17 protein-coding genes and 1 pseudogene are annotated in these 21,319 nt (G+C 39.8%); 14 read left to right on the forward strand and 4 right to left on the reverse strand.

Going from position 1 to position 21,319, the window contains the following annotated elements; translation table 11 throughout:
* Positions 1-67: 67 nt before the first annotated feature.
* The 6 genes from ACIQYG_RS03705 to rbsB are packed head-to-tail and all read left to right on the forward strand — an operon-like array spanning position 68 to position 5,706.
* Positions 68-1,054: a LacI family DNA-binding transcriptional regulator gene (locus ACIQYG_RS03705; protein WP_402835532.1), complete on the forward strand. Its 987-nt coding sequence runs from the start codon at positions 68-70 to the stop codon at positions 1,052-1,054.
* Positions 1,051-1,935 (forward strand): ribokinase, encoded by an 885-nt coding sequence (rbsK, locus tag ACIQYG_RS03710; RefSeq protein ID WP_402835533.1) that lies wholly within the window; start codon positions 1,051-1,053, stop codon positions 1,933-1,935. The genes ACIQYG_RS03705 and rbsK overlap by 4 nt, the downstream gene beginning before the upstream one ends.
* Complete coding sequence (rbsD, locus tag ACIQYG_RS03715) at positions 1,932-2,324, forward strand: D-ribose pyranase (protein WP_402835534.1); 393 nt, start codon at positions 1,932-1,934, stop codon at positions 2,322-2,324. The genes rbsK and rbsD overlap by 4 nt, the downstream gene beginning before the upstream one ends.
* 18 nt (positions 2,325-2,342) lie before the next feature.
* Entirely contained in the window at positions 2,343-3,824 is a 1,482-nt protein-coding gene (locus tag ACIQYG_RS03720) for a sugar ABC transporter ATP-binding protein (protein WP_402835535.1), read from the forward strand.
* Position 3,825: 1 nt separating this feature from the next.
* Entirely contained in the window at positions 3,826-4,770 is a 945-nt protein-coding gene (locus ACIQYG_RS03725) for an ABC transporter permease (RefSeq protein ID WP_402835536.1), read from the forward strand.
* 15 nt (positions 4,771-4,785) lie between these two features.
* Positions 4,786-5,706 (forward strand): ribose ABC transporter substrate-binding protein RbsB, encoded by a 921-nt coding sequence (gene rbsB, locus ACIQYG_RS03730; RefSeq protein ID WP_402835537.1) that lies wholly within the window; start codon positions 4,786-4,788, stop codon positions 5,704-5,706.
* 196 nt (positions 5,707-5,902) lie between these two features.
* On the opposite strand, the gene gdhA is transcribed toward rbsB, so the two are convergent.
* A complete protein-coding gene (gene gdhA / locus ACIQYG_RS03735; RefSeq protein ID WP_402835538.1) occupies positions 5,903-7,285 on the reverse strand; it encodes an NADP-specific glutamate dehydrogenase in 1,383 nt (460 codons plus the stop codon).
* Between the two features lie 155 nt (positions 7,286-7,440).
* Here gdhA and gltC point away from each other — a divergent pair, with 155 nt between their 5' ends.
* The 3 genes from gltC to ACIQYG_RS03750 all read left to right on the forward strand — a co-directional run bounded on the left by gltC (position 7,441) and on the right by ACIQYG_RS03750 (position 11,058).
* On the forward strand, positions 7,441-8,346 hold the full coding sequence (gene gltC / locus ACIQYG_RS03740) for a glutamate biosynthesis transcriptional regulator GltC (RefSeq protein ID WP_402835539.1): 906 nt from the start codon (positions 7,441-7,443) through the stop codon (positions 8,344-8,346).
* Positions 8,347-8,755: 409 nt separating this feature from the next.
* Entirely contained in the window at positions 8,756-9,748 is a 993-nt protein-coding gene (locus ACIQYG_RS03745; RefSeq protein WP_402836340.1) for a PTS sugar transporter subunit IIC, read from the forward strand.
* Positions 9,749-9,858: 110 nt separating this feature from the next.
* Positions 9,859-11,058, forward strand: coding sequence for a class I SAM-dependent rRNA methyltransferase (locus tag ACIQYG_RS03750; RefSeq protein ID WP_402835540.1), 1,200 nt, complete (start codon positions 9,859-9,861; stop codon positions 11,056-11,058).
* Positions 11,059-12,202: 1,144 nt separating this feature from the next.
* Here ACIQYG_RS03750 and ACIQYG_RS03755 read toward each other — a convergent pair.
* The gene (locus tag ACIQYG_RS03755) at positions 12,203-12,538 is read right to left on the reverse strand and encodes a hypothetical protein (RefSeq protein ID WP_402835541.1); all 336 of its coding nucleotides are present in this window, start codon (positions 12,536-12,538) and stop codon (positions 12,203-12,205) included.
* Positions 12,539-12,986: 448 nt separating this feature from the next.
* On the opposite strand from ACIQYG_RS03755, the gene ACIQYG_RS03760 reads away from it, so the two are divergent.
* Together ACIQYG_RS03760 and ACIQYG_RS03765 are read left to right on the forward strand one after the other, a co-directional pair.
* Positions 12,987-15,053: an MFS transporter gene (locus ACIQYG_RS03760; protein ID WP_402835542.1), complete on the forward strand. Its 2,067-nt coding sequence runs from the start codon at positions 12,987-12,989 to the stop codon at positions 15,051-15,053.
* A gap of 10 nt (positions 15,054-15,063) precedes the next feature.
* Positions 15,064-15,918, forward strand: coding sequence for an ABC transporter ATP-binding protein (locus ACIQYG_RS03765; RefSeq protein ID WP_318565062.1), 855 nt, complete (start codon positions 15,064-15,066; stop codon positions 15,916-15,918).
* A gap of 1,051 nt (positions 15,919-16,969) precedes the next feature.
* Here the strand turns inward: ACIQYG_RS03765 and ACIQYG_RS03770 are convergent.
* A pseudogene (locus ACIQYG_RS03770) lies at positions 16,970-17,136 on the reverse strand (IS3 family transposase); the annotation flags it as partial.
* A 384-nt stretch (positions 17,137-17,520) separates the two neighbouring features.
* Positions 17,521-18,789 carry a dicarboxylate/amino acid:cation symporter gene (locus ACIQYG_RS03775; RefSeq protein WP_402835543.1) on the reverse strand — a complete coding sequence of 423 codons (1,269 nt, stop codon included), beginning with the start codon at positions 18,787-18,789 and terminating at the stop codon, positions 17,521-17,523.
* 165 nt (positions 18,790-18,954) lie between these two features.
* Here ACIQYG_RS03775 and ACIQYG_RS03780 point away from each other — a divergent pair, with 165 nt between their 5' ends.
* From ACIQYG_RS03780 to ACIQYG_RS03790, 3 genes are all read left to right on the forward strand, one after another.
* Positions 18,955-19,761 carry an alpha/beta fold hydrolase gene (locus tag ACIQYG_RS03780; protein WP_402835544.1) on the forward strand — a complete coding sequence of 269 codons (807 nt, stop codon included), beginning with the start codon at positions 18,955-18,957 and terminating at the stop codon, positions 19,759-19,761.
* A gap of 282 nt (positions 19,762-20,043) precedes the next feature.
* Entirely contained in the window at positions 20,044-20,799 is a 756-nt protein-coding gene (locus ACIQYG_RS03785; RefSeq protein ID WP_402835545.1) for a threonine/serine exporter family protein, read from the forward strand.
* A gap of 16 nt (positions 20,800-20,815) precedes the next feature.
* Positions 20,816-21,265, forward strand: a complete 450-nt coding sequence (locus ACIQYG_RS03790) for a threonine/serine exporter family protein (RefSeq protein ID WP_402835546.1) — start codon at positions 20,816-20,818, stop codon at positions 21,263-21,265.
* Positions 21,266-21,319: the final 54 nt, after the last annotated feature.

Consider the following 21,319-nt stretch of genomic DNA (forward strand, 5'->3'; position numbering starts at 1 on the left):
TGCCGTTCATTTAAATTGGTGCTAAGCTATGTGTAAACGGTTACACAAAAGCATTGAGGGTGATATATTGGCAACTATTCGGGATGTGGCAAAGGAAGCTGGAGTTTCTGTGGCAACGGTTTCCAGAGTTATGAATGGCAGTGGTTATGCACATGAGGACACGAAAAAGGTGGTCATGGCAGCTGTTGAAAAATTGAATTATAAACCGAATGAAGTGGCAAGATCTCTCTACAAACGTAAATCCAAATTGGTTGGTTTGATTTTGCCGGACATTACGAATCCTTTCTTCCCAGAAATGGCAAGAGGTGTCGAGGATTATCTGCAGCAGTTTGGTTATCGGTTGATTTTTGGAAACAGTGATGAAAAGAGAGATAAAGAAATAGAATATATTGACACTTTCCTGCAAAATAATGTAGTGGGCATGATTGCTTCAACTAGTGAAGAAGCCAATGAGAATTTCGATAATCTCGATATTCCAGTTGTCCTTCTCGACCGTACAGCAGAGAAATTACCGGCTGTTTATTCCGATCAAAAGACAGGCGGTAAGCTGGCAGCACGCGTATTGCTGGATAGAGGCAGTACGAATATCGTCCTCATTAGGGGGCCAGTCGAAATAAAGCCTGTATATGAACGGTACATGGCAGCATTGGAAGAATTGAATGAAGCAAAAGTGAACGTACAAGTCATGGATTCACCCCTAACTCTTCAGGGCGGCCAAACATGCGTGAAGCAGCTTTTCGAGCAATATCCGGAAACGGATGGAATCATTGCTTGCAATGATATTGTTGCAGCCGCAGCACTCCAGGAGATTTTAAAACGGGGAATACGGATACCGGACGACATACAATTGATCGGCTATGATGATATCTCCTTCACAGCGTTATTGCACCCGCCGTTATCGACAATTCGGCAGCCAGCCTATGAGATGGGGGCACAAGCGGCGGAAATGCTAATTAAAAGGATCAATCAAGAAAAAATGGAAGTAACACATAAAAAGCTCCCTGTTTCTTTTGTGGAGAGACAAACAACGAGAAGGAAGGCGGAGAAGACATGATTAGAATTACAGTGGTGGGAAGTGCTTCAATGGACTTAGTGGTGACATCAGCCAAGCGGCCAATGGCCGGGGAAACAATTTTAGGAGAGTCCTTTATCACGGTTCCTGGAGGAAAGGGAGCCAATCAGGCTGTTGCAGCGGCACGTCTTGGTGCAGAAGTGTCGATGGTCGGATGTGTAGGAGATGATGTCTATGGAGAGATCATCTTAGAAAATCTGAAAAAGAATCATGTAAACACGGATTATGTGGAACCGGTTACAGGTTCAGCTTCCGGAACAGCACATATTACCCTTTCGGAAGGTGATAACAGCATTATTTTCATAAAAGGTGCAAATGACTTCATTACTCCTGAATATGTACAAAAGGCGAAAAAGGTGATAGAGGGATCGGATATCGTGATGGTTCAGCAAGAAATACCTGAGGAAACTGTGGAGTATCTGGCTGACTTGTGCAACACGCTTCAAAAGAGATTACTATTGAACCCAGCTCCCGCCCGGAAGCTAAGCGAGGCTGTCATTCAACAGACATCATTCCTTACTCCGAATGAACATGAATTCGAGATACTCTTCAATGGGAGAGATAGAACGGAAGTCTTGACTGAATATCCCAATAAATTATTCATTACCGAAGGAAAAAAAGGCGTCCGTTATTTTGACGGACATGAAGAAAAGGTTGTTCCAAGCTTTGAAGTGGAAGCGGTGGATACAACAGGCGCAGGGGATACATTCAATGCTGCCTTTGCGGTGGCTGTTGCAGAAGGAAAAAGTTTTGACGAATGTTTGTTATTCGCGAACCGGGCAGCTTCCATTTCCGTGACGAAATTAGGCGCTCAAGGCGGCATGCCGCAAAGGTTAGAGGTCGAGAGGGGCTTTGAAGCATGAAACGTCAAGGAATCATCAATAGTTCAATAGCCAAGGTCCTGGTTGACCTAGGTCATACCGATTATATTGTCGTAGGTGATGCCGGGCTGCCGGTGCCACCCGGAGTATGCAAGATAGATTTAGCATTAACGCCTGGAACACCATCATTTCAGGATGTCGTCCGGGCGGTTCACGAAGATATGGTTGTTGAAAAAGTTATCGCTGCCACAGAAGTGAAGGATAAAAACCCGGAACAGCATCAATACATGGAGCAGCAATTCGGTTCAGCGATTGAATATGTTTCCCATGAGGATTTTAAAAGGCTGACAAGTAACGCGAAAGCAATTATCCGGACCGGGGAGACGACGCCATATTCAAATTGCATATTGCAGTCTGGAGTATTCTTTTAAAGAAATGAGATGATGAGCATGCAAATCGAAATGCACAATATTTATAAAGCATTTGGTCAAAACAAGGTATTGGAAGGTGTTCATTTTTCTTTAGAGGCTGGGGAAGTACATGCACTAATGGGGGAAAATGGAGCGGGAAAATCAACCTTGATGAACATTTTGACCGGGCTGCATAAACAAGATCAAGGAACGATTGAGATTAACGGTAAAGAAACCTCATTCAAGGATTCAAAGGAAGCGGAAGAGGCGGGAATGGCCTTTATCCGTCAGGAATTGAATATTTGGCCAGAAATGACCGTGCTGGAGAATCTATTTATCGGAAGGGAAATGGTGAATGCCTTCGGTGTCCTGAAGACGAAACAAATGAAAGCGCGTGCAAAAGAGATTTTTAAAACACTTAATATTTCCCTTCCTTTTGATAAGGAAGCCGGATTCTGTTCTGTCGGGGAACAGCAAATGATTGAAATTGCCAAGGCGCTCATGACGGATGCCGAAGTCATCATCATGGACGAGCCTACGGCCGCTTTAACTGATAGAGAAATAGAGAAGCTCTTTGAAGTGATGAAGGGACTTACCAAAAAGGGTGTATCACTTGTTTATATTTCTCACCGAATGGAAGAAATATTCGCCATTTGTGACAGGATCACCGTAATGCGTGACGGAAAAACAGTCGATACGAAAAGAATTGCAGATACAAATTTCGATGAAGTCGTCCAGAAAATGGTCGGGCGGGAGCTGGAGGATCGTTTTCCTCATCGTGAAGCGAATGCCGGCGACATAGTCCTTGATGTGAAAGGTTTAACTAGAAAGGGGCTTTTTGAAGATATCCATTTCGCGGTTCGGCAAGGTGAGATTGTCGGTGTAGCCGGATTAATGGGAGCAGGCAGAACAGAAATAATGCGCGCCCTTTTTGGTGTCGACCAAATAGACAGCGGTGAAATCACCATTGAAGGCAAAAAAGTTTCCATACGAAAACCAACGGATGCAGTTCGACACGGCCTGGCTTTCATTACGGAAAATCGTAAAGAAGAGGGATTGATCCTGGACTTTTCTGTAAGGGAAAATATCGGCTTGCCGAATCTCAAGAGTTTTGCTCCTAGCGGAATCGTAAAAACGGAAGATGAGATGAACTTTGCCGAAATGATGATTAAGCGACTTCACGTGAAGACATCTTCTGCTGAAACGGTCATTGGCAATCTATCCGGAGGAAATCAACAGAAGGTGGTAATAGCCAAATGGATCGGCACTTCCCCTAAAGTTTTAATTATGGATGAACCGACCCGGGGCATAGATGTTGGTGCCAAACGTGAAATTTACGAATTGATGAATGAATTGACGGAGCGTGGCATCGCCATCATCATGGTTTCATCAGAACTTCCGGAAATCATTGGAATGAGTGATAGAATCCTTGTAGTTCACGAAGGTGAGATTGCTGGGGAATTGTTAAAGCAGGAAGCGACGCAAGAAAAAATTATGGCATTGGCGACAGGAGGGAACTAGGATGAAACTTGAGGCTACAGGGAAAAGCGGGATTTGGCAAAAATTTGGTCCGTTACTCGCCCTGGTACTTTTATTTATCGTAATAACCGTTTTAAATCCATCATTCATGGAACCGAATAATATTTTGAATTTATTGCGTCAGACCTCCATTAATGCACTTATTGCATTTGGAATGACCTTTATCATATTGACAGGCGGCATCGACTTGTCCGTGGGTTCCATTTTAGCCCTATCCAGCGCTCTTATGGCTGGTATGATGGTCTCGGGAATAGATCCGATCTTAGCAATATTAGTAGGCGTTCTACTAGGTGCAATAATGGGTGTAATCAATGGGATTCTCGTTTCAAAGGGAAAAATGGCCCCTTTCATCGTGACACTGGCCACCATGACTATTTTCCGGGGATTAACGCTTGTTTATACGGATGGAAAGCCGATTACTGGAATTGGCGATTCTGAAATGTTCCAGATGCTTGGGAGAGGTTACTTCCTGGGACTTCCAGTACCGGCCGTTGTGATGGTCATCGCTTTCTTGATCCTATGGTTCCTGCTTCATAAAACATCCTTTGGCCGTAAAACATATGCCATTGGCGGAAATGAAAGGGCTTCCCGTATTTCGGGGATTAAAGTTGACCGAGTCAAAGTGGCCATATATGGTCTGGCCGGTACGATGGCGGCAATCGCTGGTGCCATCTTAACATCCCGTCTGAATTCGGCACAGCCGACGGCAGGACAATCCTATGAAATGGATGCCATCGCAGCCGTGGTGCTGGGTGGAACGAGCCTTTCAGGCGGTAAAGGGCGGTTGTTCGGTACGCTGGTAGGTGTCCTTATCATAGGTACCTTGAATAACGGCATGAATTTACTTGGTGTATCCTCTTTCTACCAGCAAGTGGTAAAAGGTGCAGTTATATTAATCGCGGTCTTGCTTGACCGTAAAAAATCATAAGAAGAGGTGTAATCAATGAAAAAAATAGTATCGATCATCATGGTTCTTTCTTTAATGGTCTTGGCTGCCTGTTCAATGGATTCTGGTCTTAAAGATGATAAAAAAGAAAAGAAAGACTCCATGAAAGACGTGAAAGTCGGAGTCAGCATCTCTACTTTAAACAACCCATTCTTCGTTTCCTTAAAAGATGGTATTGAAAAAGAAGCAAAAGAAAAGGGTATGAAAGTCACAGTTGTAGACGCCCAAGATGATACGGCAAAACAGATCAGCGGAATTGAAGATTTAATTCTTCAAAAGGTTGATGTCCTTCTTGTGAATCCAACTGACTCTGCGGCAATATCTTCAGCGGTTCAATCAGCAAATGAAGCGGGCATTCCCGTTATCACGATTGACCGTTCTTCAGACGAAGGTGACATTGAAACGTTCATCGCTTCCGACAATGTGGCTGGCGGGGAAATGGCTGCAGAATATCTAGTTAAAGAGCTTGGCGAAAAAGCGAAAGTAGTGGAACTTGAAGGGGTATCCGGAGCATCCGCAACTCGTGAACGCGGGAATGGTTTCCACAATATTGCGGACAAGCAGTTAGATGTCCTGACTAGCCAAACTGCGGAATTCGACCGGACAAAAGGGCTTAACGTAATGGAAAATATCCTGCAAGGAAATAAAGACATCCAAGCGGTGTTCGCCCATAACGATGAAATGGCACTAGGAGCCATTGAAGCAATCAAGGCGGCAGGTAAAGACATCATCGTCGTTGGTTTTGACGGAAATGATGATGCATTGAAAGCAGTCGAAAACGGTGAACTAAAAGCTACAATCGCCCAACAACCGGCACTTATCGGTGAAGAAGCGGTTAATGCGGCTGAAAAGATCTTAAAAGGCGACAAAGTGGATGACACAATATCCGTTCCATTGAAATTGGTCACCAAAGAGTGATTGTCTCCCAAAAAATGAGAGTGCCGGAAATTTTCCGGCACTCTTTTTGTAGTAAGAAAGAAATGTTTCGATCTCATTGATGTTATCTGAGTGTGGATATTCAGCTTGAATTGATATGAATAAGAGGGTATAGGTAAGTGAGTCCATTTTTTTAAGGCGGCCCCTTCTCGGAACCGCCCATTAAATCAACTGATTGCTAGAGTATACCTTGAGTCAGCATCGCATCCGCCACTTTAAGGAATCCGGCAATATTGGCCCCGACAACTAAGTTGCCAGGCGCACCATATGCTTCTGCAGCCTCTATACTGTTTTTATAGATGTTTTTCATGATCTCATGCAGCTTGGCATCGACTTCTTCGAAAGTCCAAGGCATTCTGGCACTGTTTTGGGCCATTTCAAGTGCAGACACGGCTACGCCGCCTGCATTGGCTGCTTTTGCTGGTCCAAAAAGGATGCCATTATTAAGGAATACTTCAATGGCCTCAAGGGTTGAAGGCATATTAGCACCCTCACCGACTGCCTTCACATTATTTTTGATCAGTAATTTTGCTGCTTCTTCATCGATTTCATTTTGTGTGGCACAAGGCAGTGCGATGTCGCATGGTACAGACCAAATGCCGTAGCTTCCTTCATGATATACAGCTTCCGGGTGCGCATCGACATACTCGCTTAAACGCTTTCGTTCCACTTCTTTTAGGCGTCGAACTGTATCAAGATTCAGGCCATTTTCATCATATATGTAGCCATTGGAGTCACTGCATGCAACAACTTTAGCGCCTAGCTGTGTAGCTTTTTCAATGGCATAAATGGATACATTACCAGATCCGGAAATAACGACAGTGCTGCCATGGAATTGTAACCCTTTGTCTTTTAGCATTTCTTCGACAAAGTAAACCGTTCCATATCCAGTCGCTTCTGTACGGGCCAAGCTTCCGCCGTAACTTATGCCTTTACCGGTTAAAACACCGGCATGGTAGCTGCCTTGCATCTTTTTATACTGACCGAACAAGTAACCGATCTCCCTTGCACCGACTCCGATATCACCAGCCGGTACGTCTGTATCAGGGCCGATATAGCGAGATAGTTCCGACATGAAGCTTTGGCAAAAACGCATGATTTCCGCGTCCGATTTTCCTTTTGGATCGAAGTCCGACCCGCCTTTACCCCCACCGATCGGCTGGCCAGTAAGCGAGTTTTTAAAGATTTGTTCGAAACCAAGAAACTTTATGATGCTGGAATTGACAGTGGGGTGGAATCGTAGTCCGCCTTTGAATGGTCCGATTGCACTGTTGAATTGCACACGAAAACCACGGTTGACTTGAACATTTCCCAGGTCATCAACCCAAGAGACACGGAAGGTGATCATTCTTTCGGGTTCAACAAGCCTTTCCAATATCCCGCTTTTCATATAATCGGGATGTTTTGCAAAAACCGGGACCAATGATAGGAATATCTCCTTTACGGCTTGGTGGAATTCACTTTCGTGGGGATTACGTTCCTTTACCTGTGCGTATACTTGACTTACGAACTCTCTGGCAACTTGCAATTCCTCATGCTCGACTTCCTGTGAAGTGGTCATTGTTCTCTCTCCTTAAGATAAAGTCATAAAATATTAAATAGGGTAAGTCTATCGGTTTTTATATGATACTTTCATGGTATAATTTAAAAATGAAATAAACAATCTGAATATTAGATAAATAACATGCTGTTTTGATATGAAAGAGGGAGCTTAGATTGGAATTAAGGCAAATCGAATATTTCATTGAAGTGGCAAAGCGTGAACATATGACGGAAGCGGCAGTGGATTTGCATGTTGCCCAGTCTGCTGTCAGTCGCCAAATTTACAATTTAGAAGAAGAGCTGGGTGTGCCCTTATTTATCAGGGAAGGCCGAAAGATTAGATTGACGCCTATAGGACATACATTTTTAACTCATATGGAACAAGCTATGGATATTATCGATCGTGCCAAGCGTGAGATGGCTGAAAGTCTGGATCCGGAAAAAGGGACAATCCGCATCGGCTTTCCCAGCAGTTTAGCTTCTTATATATTGCCAAGGGCCATTTCCGACTTCAGGGAAAGTTACCCGCAGGCGAAATTCACATTGAAACAAGGTTCATATCGCTACCTGATAGATTCTGTGATTAAAGGTAACATTAACATGGCCTTGATCGGTCCGCTGCCGGTGAATGAAAAGAAAATCAAAGGTGAAACGCTGTTTATTGAGAACTTAGTTGCCCTTTTACCAGAAAGCCATCCTTTGGCCCTGAAGAAATCACTATCCTTGAATGAGCTTCAAGGAAATCCGTTCATCTTATCTCCAAAGGGTTATGTTTTAAGGGATCTCGTTATGAAAGCTTGCAAATTGCATGGCTTTGAACCGGAAGTGGCATTTGAAGGGAAAGATACTGATGCCATAAAAGGCCTGGTGGCAGCAGGTCTGGGTATAACCTTGATACCTGAGATTTCCTTGATTGATAGCTTGCCGCGTTTTACGGTTAAATTGCCGCTGGAGGATCCAGCTGTAACCAGGGCTGTAGGGGTCATCGTTCCGGCGGATAGGGAACTGATGCCAACGGAGAAATTGTTTTACCAATATTTGAAGGACACTTTTGCAAAATTGGAAGGTTTTCAAAAATAGGATGGGTATCTATAAGAAAAGCATAAATCCAGCTAGTGAGAGAATCCTTAATCGGGTTCTTTTTTTTGTCGCAAATGTACCGAAATGTCTCCATGTAGACATCCTTAAAAGGGGATAACTTATTTTGGAATAATAAATTATTAACTTTTATTTGATAGTAATGTGTTAAACCTTTATTTTTTGAAAGCGCTTTTATTTTATTAGAATAAAAATATCATTTACATTATCAGAAAATTCATGTTATTATACGAACAGACATTAACAGACATTTAGGTAGTAGTACGATATACTTAATAGGCTTTTTAAAAGAAGACCTTTATTTTTTTTTTCGATTTTCCTAAATTGAATATTCTGATAATTAATAAGGAGTGGAGATAGAGTGAGCAGGAAAGAATACATCAGCGATCGAATGTACAAGGCATCAACAGGGATAGCCAACGCTGTTTTGGTTACATTAGGGATCGGGTTATTGTTTGAATCCATAGGGGGATATTTAGGTTGGGAGGTCTTCCTGGCAATTGGCGGGGCCGCGAAGGTCTTGCTAGCACCAGCTTTAGGAGCAGGAATCGCATATCAGCTTGGAGGAAATTCATTAATTATCTTTAGCGCCATGGCTTCAAGTGCTGTTGGAGGTGCTGCCATTCACAAAACGGCTGAAGGTGCCTTCACGATTGTTACGGGTCAGCCACTAAGTGCTGTCTTGGCAGCGGTAATTGCAACATATATAGGTAAGCGCCTAATCGGCAAAACGAAGTTGGACATCATGGCCATCCCTATGGGGGCAGTTCTTGTCGGTGGAGTTTCGGGATATGGCCTGGCTCTTGTCACGACTCCGCTCCTAACATGGATAAGCAGTCAAACCACGGCTGCGGTCGAGGGTTCTCCCTTAATCGGTTCCATGGTTATAGCCTTGGTATGGAGCATATTATTGATGACACCGGCGTCTTCCGCTGCACTGGCGATTGCCCTGCAATTGGATCCGGTTTCCAGTGCTGCAGCTCTAATCGGATGTACGGTTCAGTTTGTCGGGTTCACTGTCATGTCTTATAAAGATAATGATATGGGCGGGTTCCTGGCACAGATGGTCGTTACGCCAAAAGTTCAATTTCCTAACTTAATCAAAAAACCATTATATGTAGTTCCGCCTTTTGTGGCGGCAATCATCTGTGCACCTATCGCTACCTTGGCATTCAATTTTCAAGTGCCGTATGAACTTGGCGGCATGGGGTTAAGTTCAATGATTGCCCCGATTGCCATCATAACCGGTCAGGGGTTATACACGTTCTTGGTTTATGTGGCAGTGGGTATGGTATTGCCAGCTGTGATCACACTTGCCTTACATCGTGTATTGAAGATGATGGGTAAAGTTAAGCCAGGCGATCTCCATTTGGAAGTTTCATAATCAAAGTTTTCTTGGAAACCAGCCAGGTTAAGGAACCGGGCTGGTTTTTATTTATAAGGGGATTAGGGTAAAATGGGGAGGAAAGCATTTGCAAAGATAGGATGATATAGATGGGAAAAGAAATAGATATAAAAGTGAAAGCTAAGTTCGTAAGTAAAATCAGCAAGGGTTTTCCCTTGATTGTTAAAGAGTCGATAGCCAATCTTAATGACCTTCAGGAAGAGGGGGCCTTGGTGCGCTTGGTGGATGAGAACAACCGCTTTCTGGCAAAAGGATATTATGGTATACAGAATAAGGGCTATGGCTGGGTATTGACCCGAAGGGAGAATGAAAAGATCGATCAATCTTTCTTTAACGGCAAAATCCAGGCAGCATATGAATTCCGAAAGTCTTTTTTTGAAGATGGGGAGACTACAGCTTTCCGCTTGTTTAATGGGGAAGGTGATGGAATTGGCGGTTTAATCATTGATCATTATGATGGTCACTATGTCATTAGCTGGTATAGCAAAGGAATATATTCCTTTAAAGACTACATCATTAAAGCATTGCAGGAAACGGTCGAGGTCAAATCGATTTATCAGAAGAAACGCTTTGATACAAAAGGGCAGTACGTGGATGAAGACGATTTTGTCACGGGCGAACAGCCGGCATTTCCGCTTCTTGTAAAGGAAAATGGAGTCCATTTCGCTGTTTATCTGAATGATGGGGCAATGGTCGGTGTCTTCCTTGATCAACGCGATGTCAGAAGGAAAATCCGGGATGAATACGCAAAAGGGAAAACGGTGTTGAATATGTTCTCTTATACGGGGGCATTCTCCGTGTTTGCCGCTTTAGGCGGTGCTGCTAAAACAACGAGTGTCGACCTGGCGAATCGCAGTTTACCAAAGACGATCGAGCAGTTCAGTGTGAATGGCATAGATCCTGAAGCTCACAATATCGTGGTGATGGATGTTTTCAAGTATTTTAAATATGCGGTGAAGAAAGCTTTGAAATTTGAAATGGTCATCCTTGATCCGCCCAGCTTTGCCAAATCGAAGAAGTTTACTTTCAGTGCTGGAAAAGACTATACGAATTTATTGAAGGATACCATTTCCATTACGGAAGATAATGGGGTCATTATCGCCTCAACTAATTGCAGTACATTCGACATGAAAAAATTCAAGAATTTCATTGATGTTGCTTTCAAGGAAATGAATGGAAAGTATGAGATCGTGGAACAATTCTCATTGCCGGCTGATTTTAAAACAATTCCTGAGTATAAGGAAGGGAATTATTTAAAAGTAGTCTTCATCAAGAAGATTAAAGGATAAAAAAAGGCGTCCACAGTTCAAGCAGAACTGTGAATGCCTTTTTTATATTGAAAATGTTTCATGTGGAACGCTTGGCCATTGAATTCACTGGATAGTCCGTTCACTTTTCAAACCTTTCGATAAATGAAAGGAAGGTTTCCTGCGAATGCTGTAAGCGATGCAAAACTGGGCTGCATAGTAGGTAAGCATGATAAGTGGACCGGAATAGGTAACATCATCGATGAATTTGTTTCACGAACCCCTTTAAACTTAAGGGAAATCGAATTTTAAAGGAAAAAGCCGAGCTTGAAATGTCGAGGCTAAGGAACGAACAAATCACTGCACGAGAAAAAACGCTCCATGGCTACCAGGAAAAGCTTGGTTTCCATACGGGAAAAAGAGTTTCAATAAATGCAGTATCGACATCACTCCACATATCCAGGAATCCTGGAGAAAAATCAGAGGCACGTGGGAAAATCCATCAGGAATTGGGAAATCTGAAATCGACCATCACTATGCTTTTGTGTGTCAAGCTCTCACAAGCCTTATAGCTGTTTGGAAGCTTACGTAGCGCATTTCATTTCGCGCTGGATAGTAAGAAGGCCAATTAATAAAGAGAACGGAAATAAAGTGGTCCCTCTTGAAAAAATTCAGATAACGCTGAATAACCGTAAAGAAGAAATTAAAATGCTCCATTTTGAATTGGATAGTGTATATCAGCACCGATCACGGTTTGAAAAAATCGAGAACAATCCTTTCTTGAAAGGAAAAATGCTTGCTTCAGAATCGGCTAACAAGAGTATGAACAGGCCTATTTCTACACATGAAAACTACCAAGATTCGAAGTAAAATGAAGACGTTTCCAGAAGAATAGGTACGGTTACTTCCATCCCGTTAGTAAAACGTTTATTTTGTTTTCTATTTTTATTCTGATATATCTTTTTTTGTGGCTATTCTACCATGAATATAAATTTTGTACCGCGAAGTGAATTTTGTAGTATAATTTTTCGAAAAAATTCAACCCAAATACCAAGGTCAAGTTAATAAAAAAAATGAAAGCTACCTAGAATGGTAGCTTTCATTTTTTTAAATTAATTAAGTAAAAGAATAATACCTTTTAAAAAAATAAATAGAAATCATTATGTTAGAAAGTACTTTTTAGATATTATCTACTCCAAACAGAACTTACTCCACTTGCATAGTATGCTCCACTACCAGTTACTTTTGCTTTTACATAGTATTTTCCACTACCAGGAGAAGCATATCTAACAAAATCATCCCCAGCATACAGTGTAGCTGAGTTAATAGTAAGATCAAGTTGATAAGCTCTTACTTTCTTAGCGTATGAAACAAAAGTCACGTTTCCGAAATTTTCTCCAGTATGTCCTATGTTAGTAGCAGAAATCGTTTTTCCTGTTGGGGCTATATTACTGCCACCTACATTAACAGATGAAGTAGCAGCATAAGCAGTTGTAGTACTTATTGCACCTACTATAGCCAAAGAACATACCATTTTTGTTATTTTTTTTCATGTTTGTCACACCTCCGAATTATAATTTACATTAAATTAAACCAATTATAAACATTTTTAGAAGAAAAATACTCTTTTGTATTTTATGGGTTATTTTTTCTGTTGTTCTCAAAGTATACATCTAATTCACCCTTATTTAGTGTTTATAAACCGATTAAAAATTATTAATCTAAGCATATATCCCTTATAAAAAGAGAATAAAAAACAAGTCAAAATCCATTTCCGTAATTTTACAAAAAATAAAAATCCAAATAATATACAATTTATGTAGATGAACCATGATAATTAACCCGTAAATCATAATACCCCTAAAATCCTAAATTGTATAAATAATCCTTAATTTATTTACTTATTTTCCAATATATGTTTTAATTTTACATTGTCTCTTTGTTTAACTAGTTTGAAAGGGTGAAAGACATTGAAACTAATAAATTGTTATACATTTTATCTTAGAATATTAGCCCGTACATGGGTTGTTCCTATATTATTCATAGGTATTCTTATTTACGGATCATTTACATTTTTCGTTTATAGCTCATTAAATGATCCTTACATATTAAGTGCTAATCCTCTCGTTTTAGCTCTCATGGTTTGCTATTTATTTATTGGTATATATTTAGCTAAAATTGATGAAAAAGAAGAAATTTATGAAACTTTTAGCATTATAAAGAATGCAGTCTTATATAAGACACTTGCAAAATGGTTACTCATTCTTAGTTCAGTAGTGTTAATTACTGTATTGTTATTTGCTGTTTATCTGTACTTATTTTTCACAAAAGATTTTAACAATAAAACGTATTTCTTATCGGTATTAAAATATATTTGGTTATATTGGGGATTGTCCTCTTTCATAATGTTCTTGTTAGGAAATTTATTATCTCTTTGGATAAGAGGAAAGTTCGTTTATTTAATAGCACTTGTTATCTACGTCTTCACTATACCTATGAATTACGTCGTGTTTCGTACAGAAGGAAAAATACCTTCCCAATTTAGAATTGATAAAATTCTAAACTTGGGAGAACCTAACATGACCAGAGCTTATAACAGTTTATACGGTTTCTCATTAGATACCATTCATTGGGATAAGAAGCTGTTAATCATTTCATTGTTAACCATTCTATTCTTATTCACATGGAAGAAGAGAATGATAATATCTAAATCACAATTGAAATATTCTATAATACCTATGCTAGTTATCTTAGTAGGTTCCGTTGCGTATGTACTACAGCCACTTCAGGTTCTTTCCGATGATGACGATGCAACAAATCGATATTATAGAGAACATAAGATATCAGTAAATGATTCATTTGGGAATCCTATTAGTTTTAAAAAATACGATATTGAGTTAAGTACTAAAGCTAATCTCAATGTTTCAGTTAAAATACAAGCAATTAGCACAGCTACAAAAGATATTAAACAAATTAAACTTGGCTTATTCCATGAGTTACATATTCATCAAGTAAAGATGGATGGGAAAGAGGTTAAATTTAAACAAAAAAATGACTCGGTCACTTTATATTTTGAAGACAATACTTGGAAACCTAATGACAATAGAATACTAGAATTTAACTATGAAGGATTACAATCTAATCTCTACTTTGGAAATTCTCAAGCTGTTTATCTACCAAATTATATGCCTTGGCTACCAAGCGAAAATTCCCTTCCAGCCTTTGAGATTGTAACGAAATATCATTTCATACACCGAGTACCTCATCAACCTAACGATCAGAAAGAGTATCATCTTAAGGTAAACGGTGCAAAAGAATTATATACAAATTTAACAAAAACAGAGGAAGGAACTTGGGAAGGAACTTCCACCGATGGTATCTCTTTATTATCTGGGCAATTATCATCTAAGGTTGATAATAATGTGACATATATCTTCCCTAATACTTGGGAATCACAATTTAAGCATACAGATAGCATTTACAACTATCTAAACGATGTTACAAAGGTGATGAAAACTACATTAAAGGATAATCATCTCACTGTTCCTCGCACCATTTATTTTGTTCCAAATCAAAACATAAGTGATGGTATGCTGGGAGAAGGAACTTGGTGGAATAATGACTATTTAATTTGGGGATTCAGTCATATAGAATATCCTTTTGATCCATTCTTTACAGTTAATCATCTAGGAGACTTTACTCCTCAGTTAGTATTAGCAAAAACTAAAGTATCATCTCATAAAGAAGATTTTGAATTTAATATTTTATTCTCAAATGTATATGGGAGATCTCTAAATAATACCCTTCAACTTCCTAATGAGGGCGTAGAGTCTTATTTAGATCATATTAGTAATGCAATAGTAGAAAATCAAACTAAACAAAAAGTTAAAGAGCAAGTCAACGTATGGCTAAAAAACAAGGATTCATTAAATCCTGAAAGCTCAGTATATAAAGAATGGTATTCTTTAATTCAACATTCAACTTCTCAAAAATGGAATAAATTATATGACGTTCTAGAAGAAGAAAATTCAAAATGAGGAGAACATTATGGAACGCATTTGCTTAAAAGAAGTCAATAAATCTTATCAAAATAAACAGATTCTGAAAAACCTAACATTTGATATCCAAGGTTCTTTCGGACTATTAGGACCAAATGGTGCCGGCAAAACTACATTGATGAGAATTTTAACAACTTTAGTGCCAGCTGATAGTGGAGAAATTAAAATGAATGACGATCTTTCGTGGAATGATCAAAATGTAGTTCGTTCTTATATCGGTTATTTACCTCAACATTTCTCTTTATATAAAAATGTAACAGTAGTGGAGTGTTTACTCCACTTAGCTGTCCTAAAGGGTATCGAAAAATCGAAAGCAAAAAAAGAGATTGATTCACTCCTTCAGGAAGTGAATCTACAAGAGCATAAGAAAAAGAAAATTAAGCAACTCTCCGGAGGAATGCTTAGACGTGTCGGAATTGCTCAAGCTTTACTCGGAAACCCTCGCCTATTAATTGTTGATGAGCCTACTGTAGGACTAGACATCGAAGAACGTGTACGTTTTCGAAATTTATTAAGAAAATTAGGGAGAAATCGAACTATATTAATCTCTACTCATATAGTTGAAGATGTAGAAATGACATGTGACTATATCGGAATCTTAAAACAGGGAGAAATCATCTTTACAGGAAAAAAAGAAGACTTAAAGGCAACAGTTAAAGGGAAAATTAAGGAAGAGCTTCTAACTTTGGAAGAGGCAGATTCTATTCAGAATCAAGTAATTTCTCTTAAGCAACAAGAGGATAAGTGCCTTGTACGCTACTTTATAGAAGAACAGGAGGAACAAACGGAAGTTTCCCCTACTATTGAAGATGCTTACTTGTATCTCACTAGGAGAGGGGAATAACAGTGAACTCTGCTAAAAAGTTAGATTTGCAATTTGAAATTAAATCTATGGGTGTATCTTATTATGCACCCTTACTTGTTATCTTATTGGGAATTATCTATGTTAGTTTCTCTTCAAGTGTAGATGTGATTAGACATACGTCAAATTTAATTGAATTTGTTATTTGTCCTTTTGCAGCATGGTGGTCTATGTATTTATTCTTCGATTATTATGAAGATCGAGCATCTGAGGTGCTCTTTAGCTATCCACTATCATCGTTCTTTCACGGAATCATAAGAGTAACAAGCTTTTTTATTTTCTTTCTAATAGGGTTCTTTATACTTCTCGTTACTATTACATTAAAGTATCCAGATATTTCTATAATGGATATATCCATTATATATATACCCCAAACTATATTATATAGTTACTTAGGTTTCACTCTCATGGTGTTGTCTAGAAATATCATTTTCCCTTTACTATTGATAGTAGGATATATAGCAATGAAGTATTGGACAATGGAAAGTAATCTATTCCCAGTATATAATGTCATGTCTTTCTCCTTTGATATGAAAGTATCTTCCAAAATAACTAGCTTATCTATACAAAATATTGTGATAGGTATCATTCTAGCTACTATAGGACATGTTATCCTAACTAAACGTAAGATATAGGTTCTCATCTTAGAATATATGTAGAAAAAAAGAACGAACTCTTTAATACCACAAGGTTCGTTCTTTCTCTATAGGTTTGAACTTTGAATTTCTGTCTTAAAACGACGACCAACGAAAGTCCGTAAGAATTAAATAAGAAATATTCTACAAAAATCAAATCTTCCCCCATTAAAGAAGTATAATTATAACAATTTAAAAACCTACATCATAAACCATAAAAAACTAATATATATTTCCTGTCTATAAAATAGCCTCAAAGCTATAGACCAGTCTAATCCTGCTTTTCAAAACTTGTGGTTTTACCCCCTGTTCAGGTTCATTATGGAAAATACAGTGGTGATTTCCCGGAAATTTCCATTTACCCCTGAAAATTATACTAAAAATAAATTTAGCTTAGTAATGGAAAGAATTCTAGCCTTGCTCATTAAACGTTGAACACGCTTAGACTTGGGGGAAAACCTTTGGTTAATAAGCTTTCATGAATCTTTGGAGCCCCATACCGTCCCTTGCTTTCCAAGTAAATGAAATGAATTTCCTTCGTTAGTTCTTTATTTTCCTGTTCGCGGTTAAACAGAAAAATTGGGTTTTGCATTGAAGAATTGTAAACTTCAAAGAGTAAACACACGTGTAATAAGTGGGATAATTTGTTATATTATAAGTTTATAAAAATAATAAAAAGAGGAAGAAAAGGAAAAATACTCATAAAGCAGAACTTATTTTAAAAAGGAGTGGACTTTATGAAATCTAAAGATTTAGTGGAAACTATAAAATTATTGCTCTTCTAGTTAGCTAAACATATGCATTTCATTAACATTCCATTCCCTCCTTCAATCTTTAATTCTATGTAAGGGGAAGGAACCCCTTGTCAATTAAAGAACTGTTTGAAAGAAAGTCGTGGAAATGAAAAAACTGGCTCCTGTTTTAACCAGGAGCCAGTCAGTTATAAGAATCATACGGCTGATTTTTCTTTAATGAATGCTTGTTTTAACCAGTTTTTCCCCTCAACAAGCCTTGTGACAAGCATGGCACAAACCGTGTTTCCTGTTGAGTTAAGCAATGTAGCGGGAGCATCGATGATCGTGGATATAACGGCAATGATAGGCAGGACTTCAACAGGGAAGCCGAATACGCTAAGAATCAACATTTCCCCAATCATGCCGCCCCCAGGAATGGCACCCATAACGGCTCCAACCAAAAAGGCAACAGCAAGTATACTTAAAATGCTTGAAATGCTTGTCATATCCTTTCCAAATAAGCTGAATAGGAAAACGATTTTCAATACACCGCCGAATACCGAACCATCTTTATGAGTGTTGGCTCCGAGTGGGATGACAGTCTCCGCTATATCCTTAGGCACGCCCATTTTCTTGACTGATTCCAGATTGACTGGAATGGACGCGGCACTTGAACAAGTTGCGATGGCTGTAATGGATGGTGTCAGGGCATTTTTCCAAAAAAGTTTAACTCCATCTTTCCCGCCTGCGATGAAGGCATACAAAGTGAAGAAGCCGAAATAATAAATCAAGGCCAAGACTAGATATAGAATGAAAGTGCGGGCATAGCCTTCTAAAATCTGCGGTCCAAGCTGCCCGATAATCGCTGCAAAATAAGCACCAAGTCCTATTGGAGCATAGTACATGACGATTTTGACGACCTTCATCATGACAGCTGTACCCGCTGTCAAAAACTCGGTAATCGGTCTTGCTTTCTCACCGACCAGTGCAGTGGAAAGTCCGATTAATACTGAGAAAACGATTAGCTGAAGCATATTGCTTCTGGAGAACAGTTCTGGGAAATCGGAAACGGTTACAGTGTTGACCAGTTGACTGAAGAAAGAAACTTCTTCGATGGTCTCTTCAGGGGAACTGTTTTCCATCAGTTCTTTAATGGCTGTCGTATCTGTGCCTTCCAAAGGATTGACGATGGTTGTCCCAATAAATCCAATGACGGCAGCTAAAGCGGCTGTTGTCAGGAAAACGAGAACGATGCTTCCCATGATTTTTCCGAGTCGCTTCATTCCGCTCATATTGGCAATCGCTGAAGCAATGCTGAAAAATACCAATGGGACGATGATCGTGAACATCAGATTTAAGAATAAGTCCCCTAGCGGCTGTATGACCGAGGTTTTCTCCCCGAAAACCACGCCCGCTATCCCACCGATAATAATCGCAGTGAGCAGTATTAAAGAGGATCGATAGTTTTTGATAAAGCTCTTCATTTAAATTCCGTCCTTTCAGGATGAAGATATCAATAAAAATATACTTCATTATCAACTCTAAAATCAGGTTTGACAATATTTTTTTATAGGAAGGAATGTTAAAAGAAGAAATGCAATAAATAATAATGGAGAATGGATGGCGAAATATCGAGAAGGAGGGGTAGGATGGCATTTGTTGAGGTGGAAGAAGGCGTTCGATTGTTTTATGAAGAAAAGGGCCAGGGGAGACCGATTATTTTTATCCATGGTGTGTGGATGAGCAGCCGGTTCTTTAAAAGGCAGCTGCCGTACTTTTCAGAAAAATATAGAACGATCTTACTTGATTTAAGAAGTCATGGCCAGTCAAATCATGTTCATTACGGAAATACGGTCTCCTTTTATGCAAAAGATCTTCATGCGTTCATAGGTGAACTGGGATTAAAGGATGTCATACTTGTAGGCTGGTCGATGGGGGCATTTGTCGTTTGGGATTATCTTAAGCAATTCGGTGAGGGAAATATTCATTCAACTGTGATCGTCGATGAATTGGCCTCTGATTTCAAGTGGCCCGATTTTAATATCGGTGCATTTGATATGAACACGTTGATTGCCTTCATGACCGAAATTCAAACGAATCGTTCCCCATTTTTGCAAGGATTCCTTGCTTCCATGTTCAACAATGAATTATCTGCAGAGGATGCAAGCTGGATGCTTGGGGAAGTGACCAAAATGCCGGAATCCATTGCTAGCAGCATTCTATTTGACCAATCGATTGTGGACTATCGTGACTTCTTGCCAGCAATCAATGTTCCCACACTTCTCTGTTTTGGAAGGCATGAAAAAGTCATTCCTGTAGCAGCAGGGGAGCATTTGCATAAAAACATTCCGAATTCAGAACTAGTAATCTTTGAAGATAGTTGCCATTGTCCGTTCATGGAAGAAAGCGATTTGTTTAATGAAACCGTGGATTGCTTCATTCAAAAGGGATTATAGTCGTACAGATAGGAAAAAGGGGATGCAGGTTCCTGCCCACGTTCCTTTTAATTATGGTCATGAATGTATTTTTTCTGATAACTAAATGGTTTCGGCAGGAAATAAGGGGAATAATGGTATTAAGGAGATAGTAGTGAAGGTTAATGGAAATGTTAAATTAAATAGGTAATATTTTTATATCCTTTTCACAGGAATTGGGCTATTATGAGGTGGATTTAAATTGGTGTGATCGTTTATCTGTGATTGAGAGAAACTCATGCAGGAAGTAATGGAGAGGATAAAATGGATGATCGTTTACCATACAATGAAATTATAGATGTATGTTTACTTGCGGGGAAAATCATGCTTCAGAACGGAGCGGAAACATCAAGGGTGGAAGATACGATGGTTAGAATCGCTGCAGCGTTTGGGTGCGGTGAATCACACAGTTTTTCGACCCCTACTGGAATTATTTTTTCGCTGGATGGCATGCACCCAGCTTCAAAATTGATCCGAGTTTCCCAACGATCTACAGATTTACATAAGGTAACACTGGTTAACAGTATATCCCGAAGGATTTCCAGCAAGGAAATGACACCGGAGGAAGCATATTTACGGTTAAAACAAATCGAAAAGGCCGGGATGGGGTATCCCATGTGGGTACAGGTCTTTGCTGCATTCATAGCGAGCGGCTGCTTTTTAATCATGTTCCAAGGACAGTGGAGTGATTTCCTCTGGTCCTGTATAGCTGGAGCAATGGGATTCTCATGCCTGCTTTATTTGCACTGGTTACTGGAAGTTCGTTTTTTTGCTGAATTCATCGCCTCTTTAGTCGTAGGATTGGTAGCTATGTTCTTTGTCCAGATTGGAGTTGGGAGTAATTTGGACACGATAATCATCGGAGCGGTGATGCCGCTTGTGCCAGGGCTGTTAATTACGAATGCAGCCAGGGATTTAATTGCAGGGCATTTGGTTTCGGGTTTATCCAAGGGTGCGGATGCAGGGTTGACTGCTCTAGCCATTGGGGCAGGAATATCGGCCGCGTTTGTTTTCTTATGATTTTAGGGGAGGAAGAATGATGATTGCACAGCTTATTACAAGTTTCATTGCCTCAGCCGCCTTTGGACTCATCTTCAATGTACCAAAAAATTCATTGTTTCAATGTGGTTTCGTAGGGATGTTGGGGTGGATCTTATACTTTGCTCTGGTTGAAAATGAGATAAACAGCATCATTGCAACATTAGCGGCTGCATTTATCGTTGCGGTCATCAGCCAGTATTTTGCTAAAAGGTATAAAACGCCGATCACGATTTTCAATGTATCGGGAATCATTCCCCTCGTGCCTGGAGGTTTATCGTATGATGCGATGAAGCATTTTGTCGGAAATGATTTTTATGTCGCCGTTCAGCTGGCAGCCAAGGTCTTCATGCTGGCTGGTGCCATTGCGATGGGGCTGATCTTTGCAGAAGTCATGAACCAGTTAGTAACTAAGTACAATAGAAGGAAGTTAAGATTGAGAAGTTAGCGGGAATCTTCCTGATGAATATGTTCCGAATAAAGAGAAAGGAGAGCAGGCCGA

Origin of the sequence: Peribacillus sp. NPDC096622 (assembly GCF_044762665.1) — a bacterium.
In the GTDB taxonomy this organism is placed as follows: Bacteria; Bacillota; Bacilli; order Bacillales; family DSM-1321; genus Peribacillus; species Peribacillus frigoritolerans_B.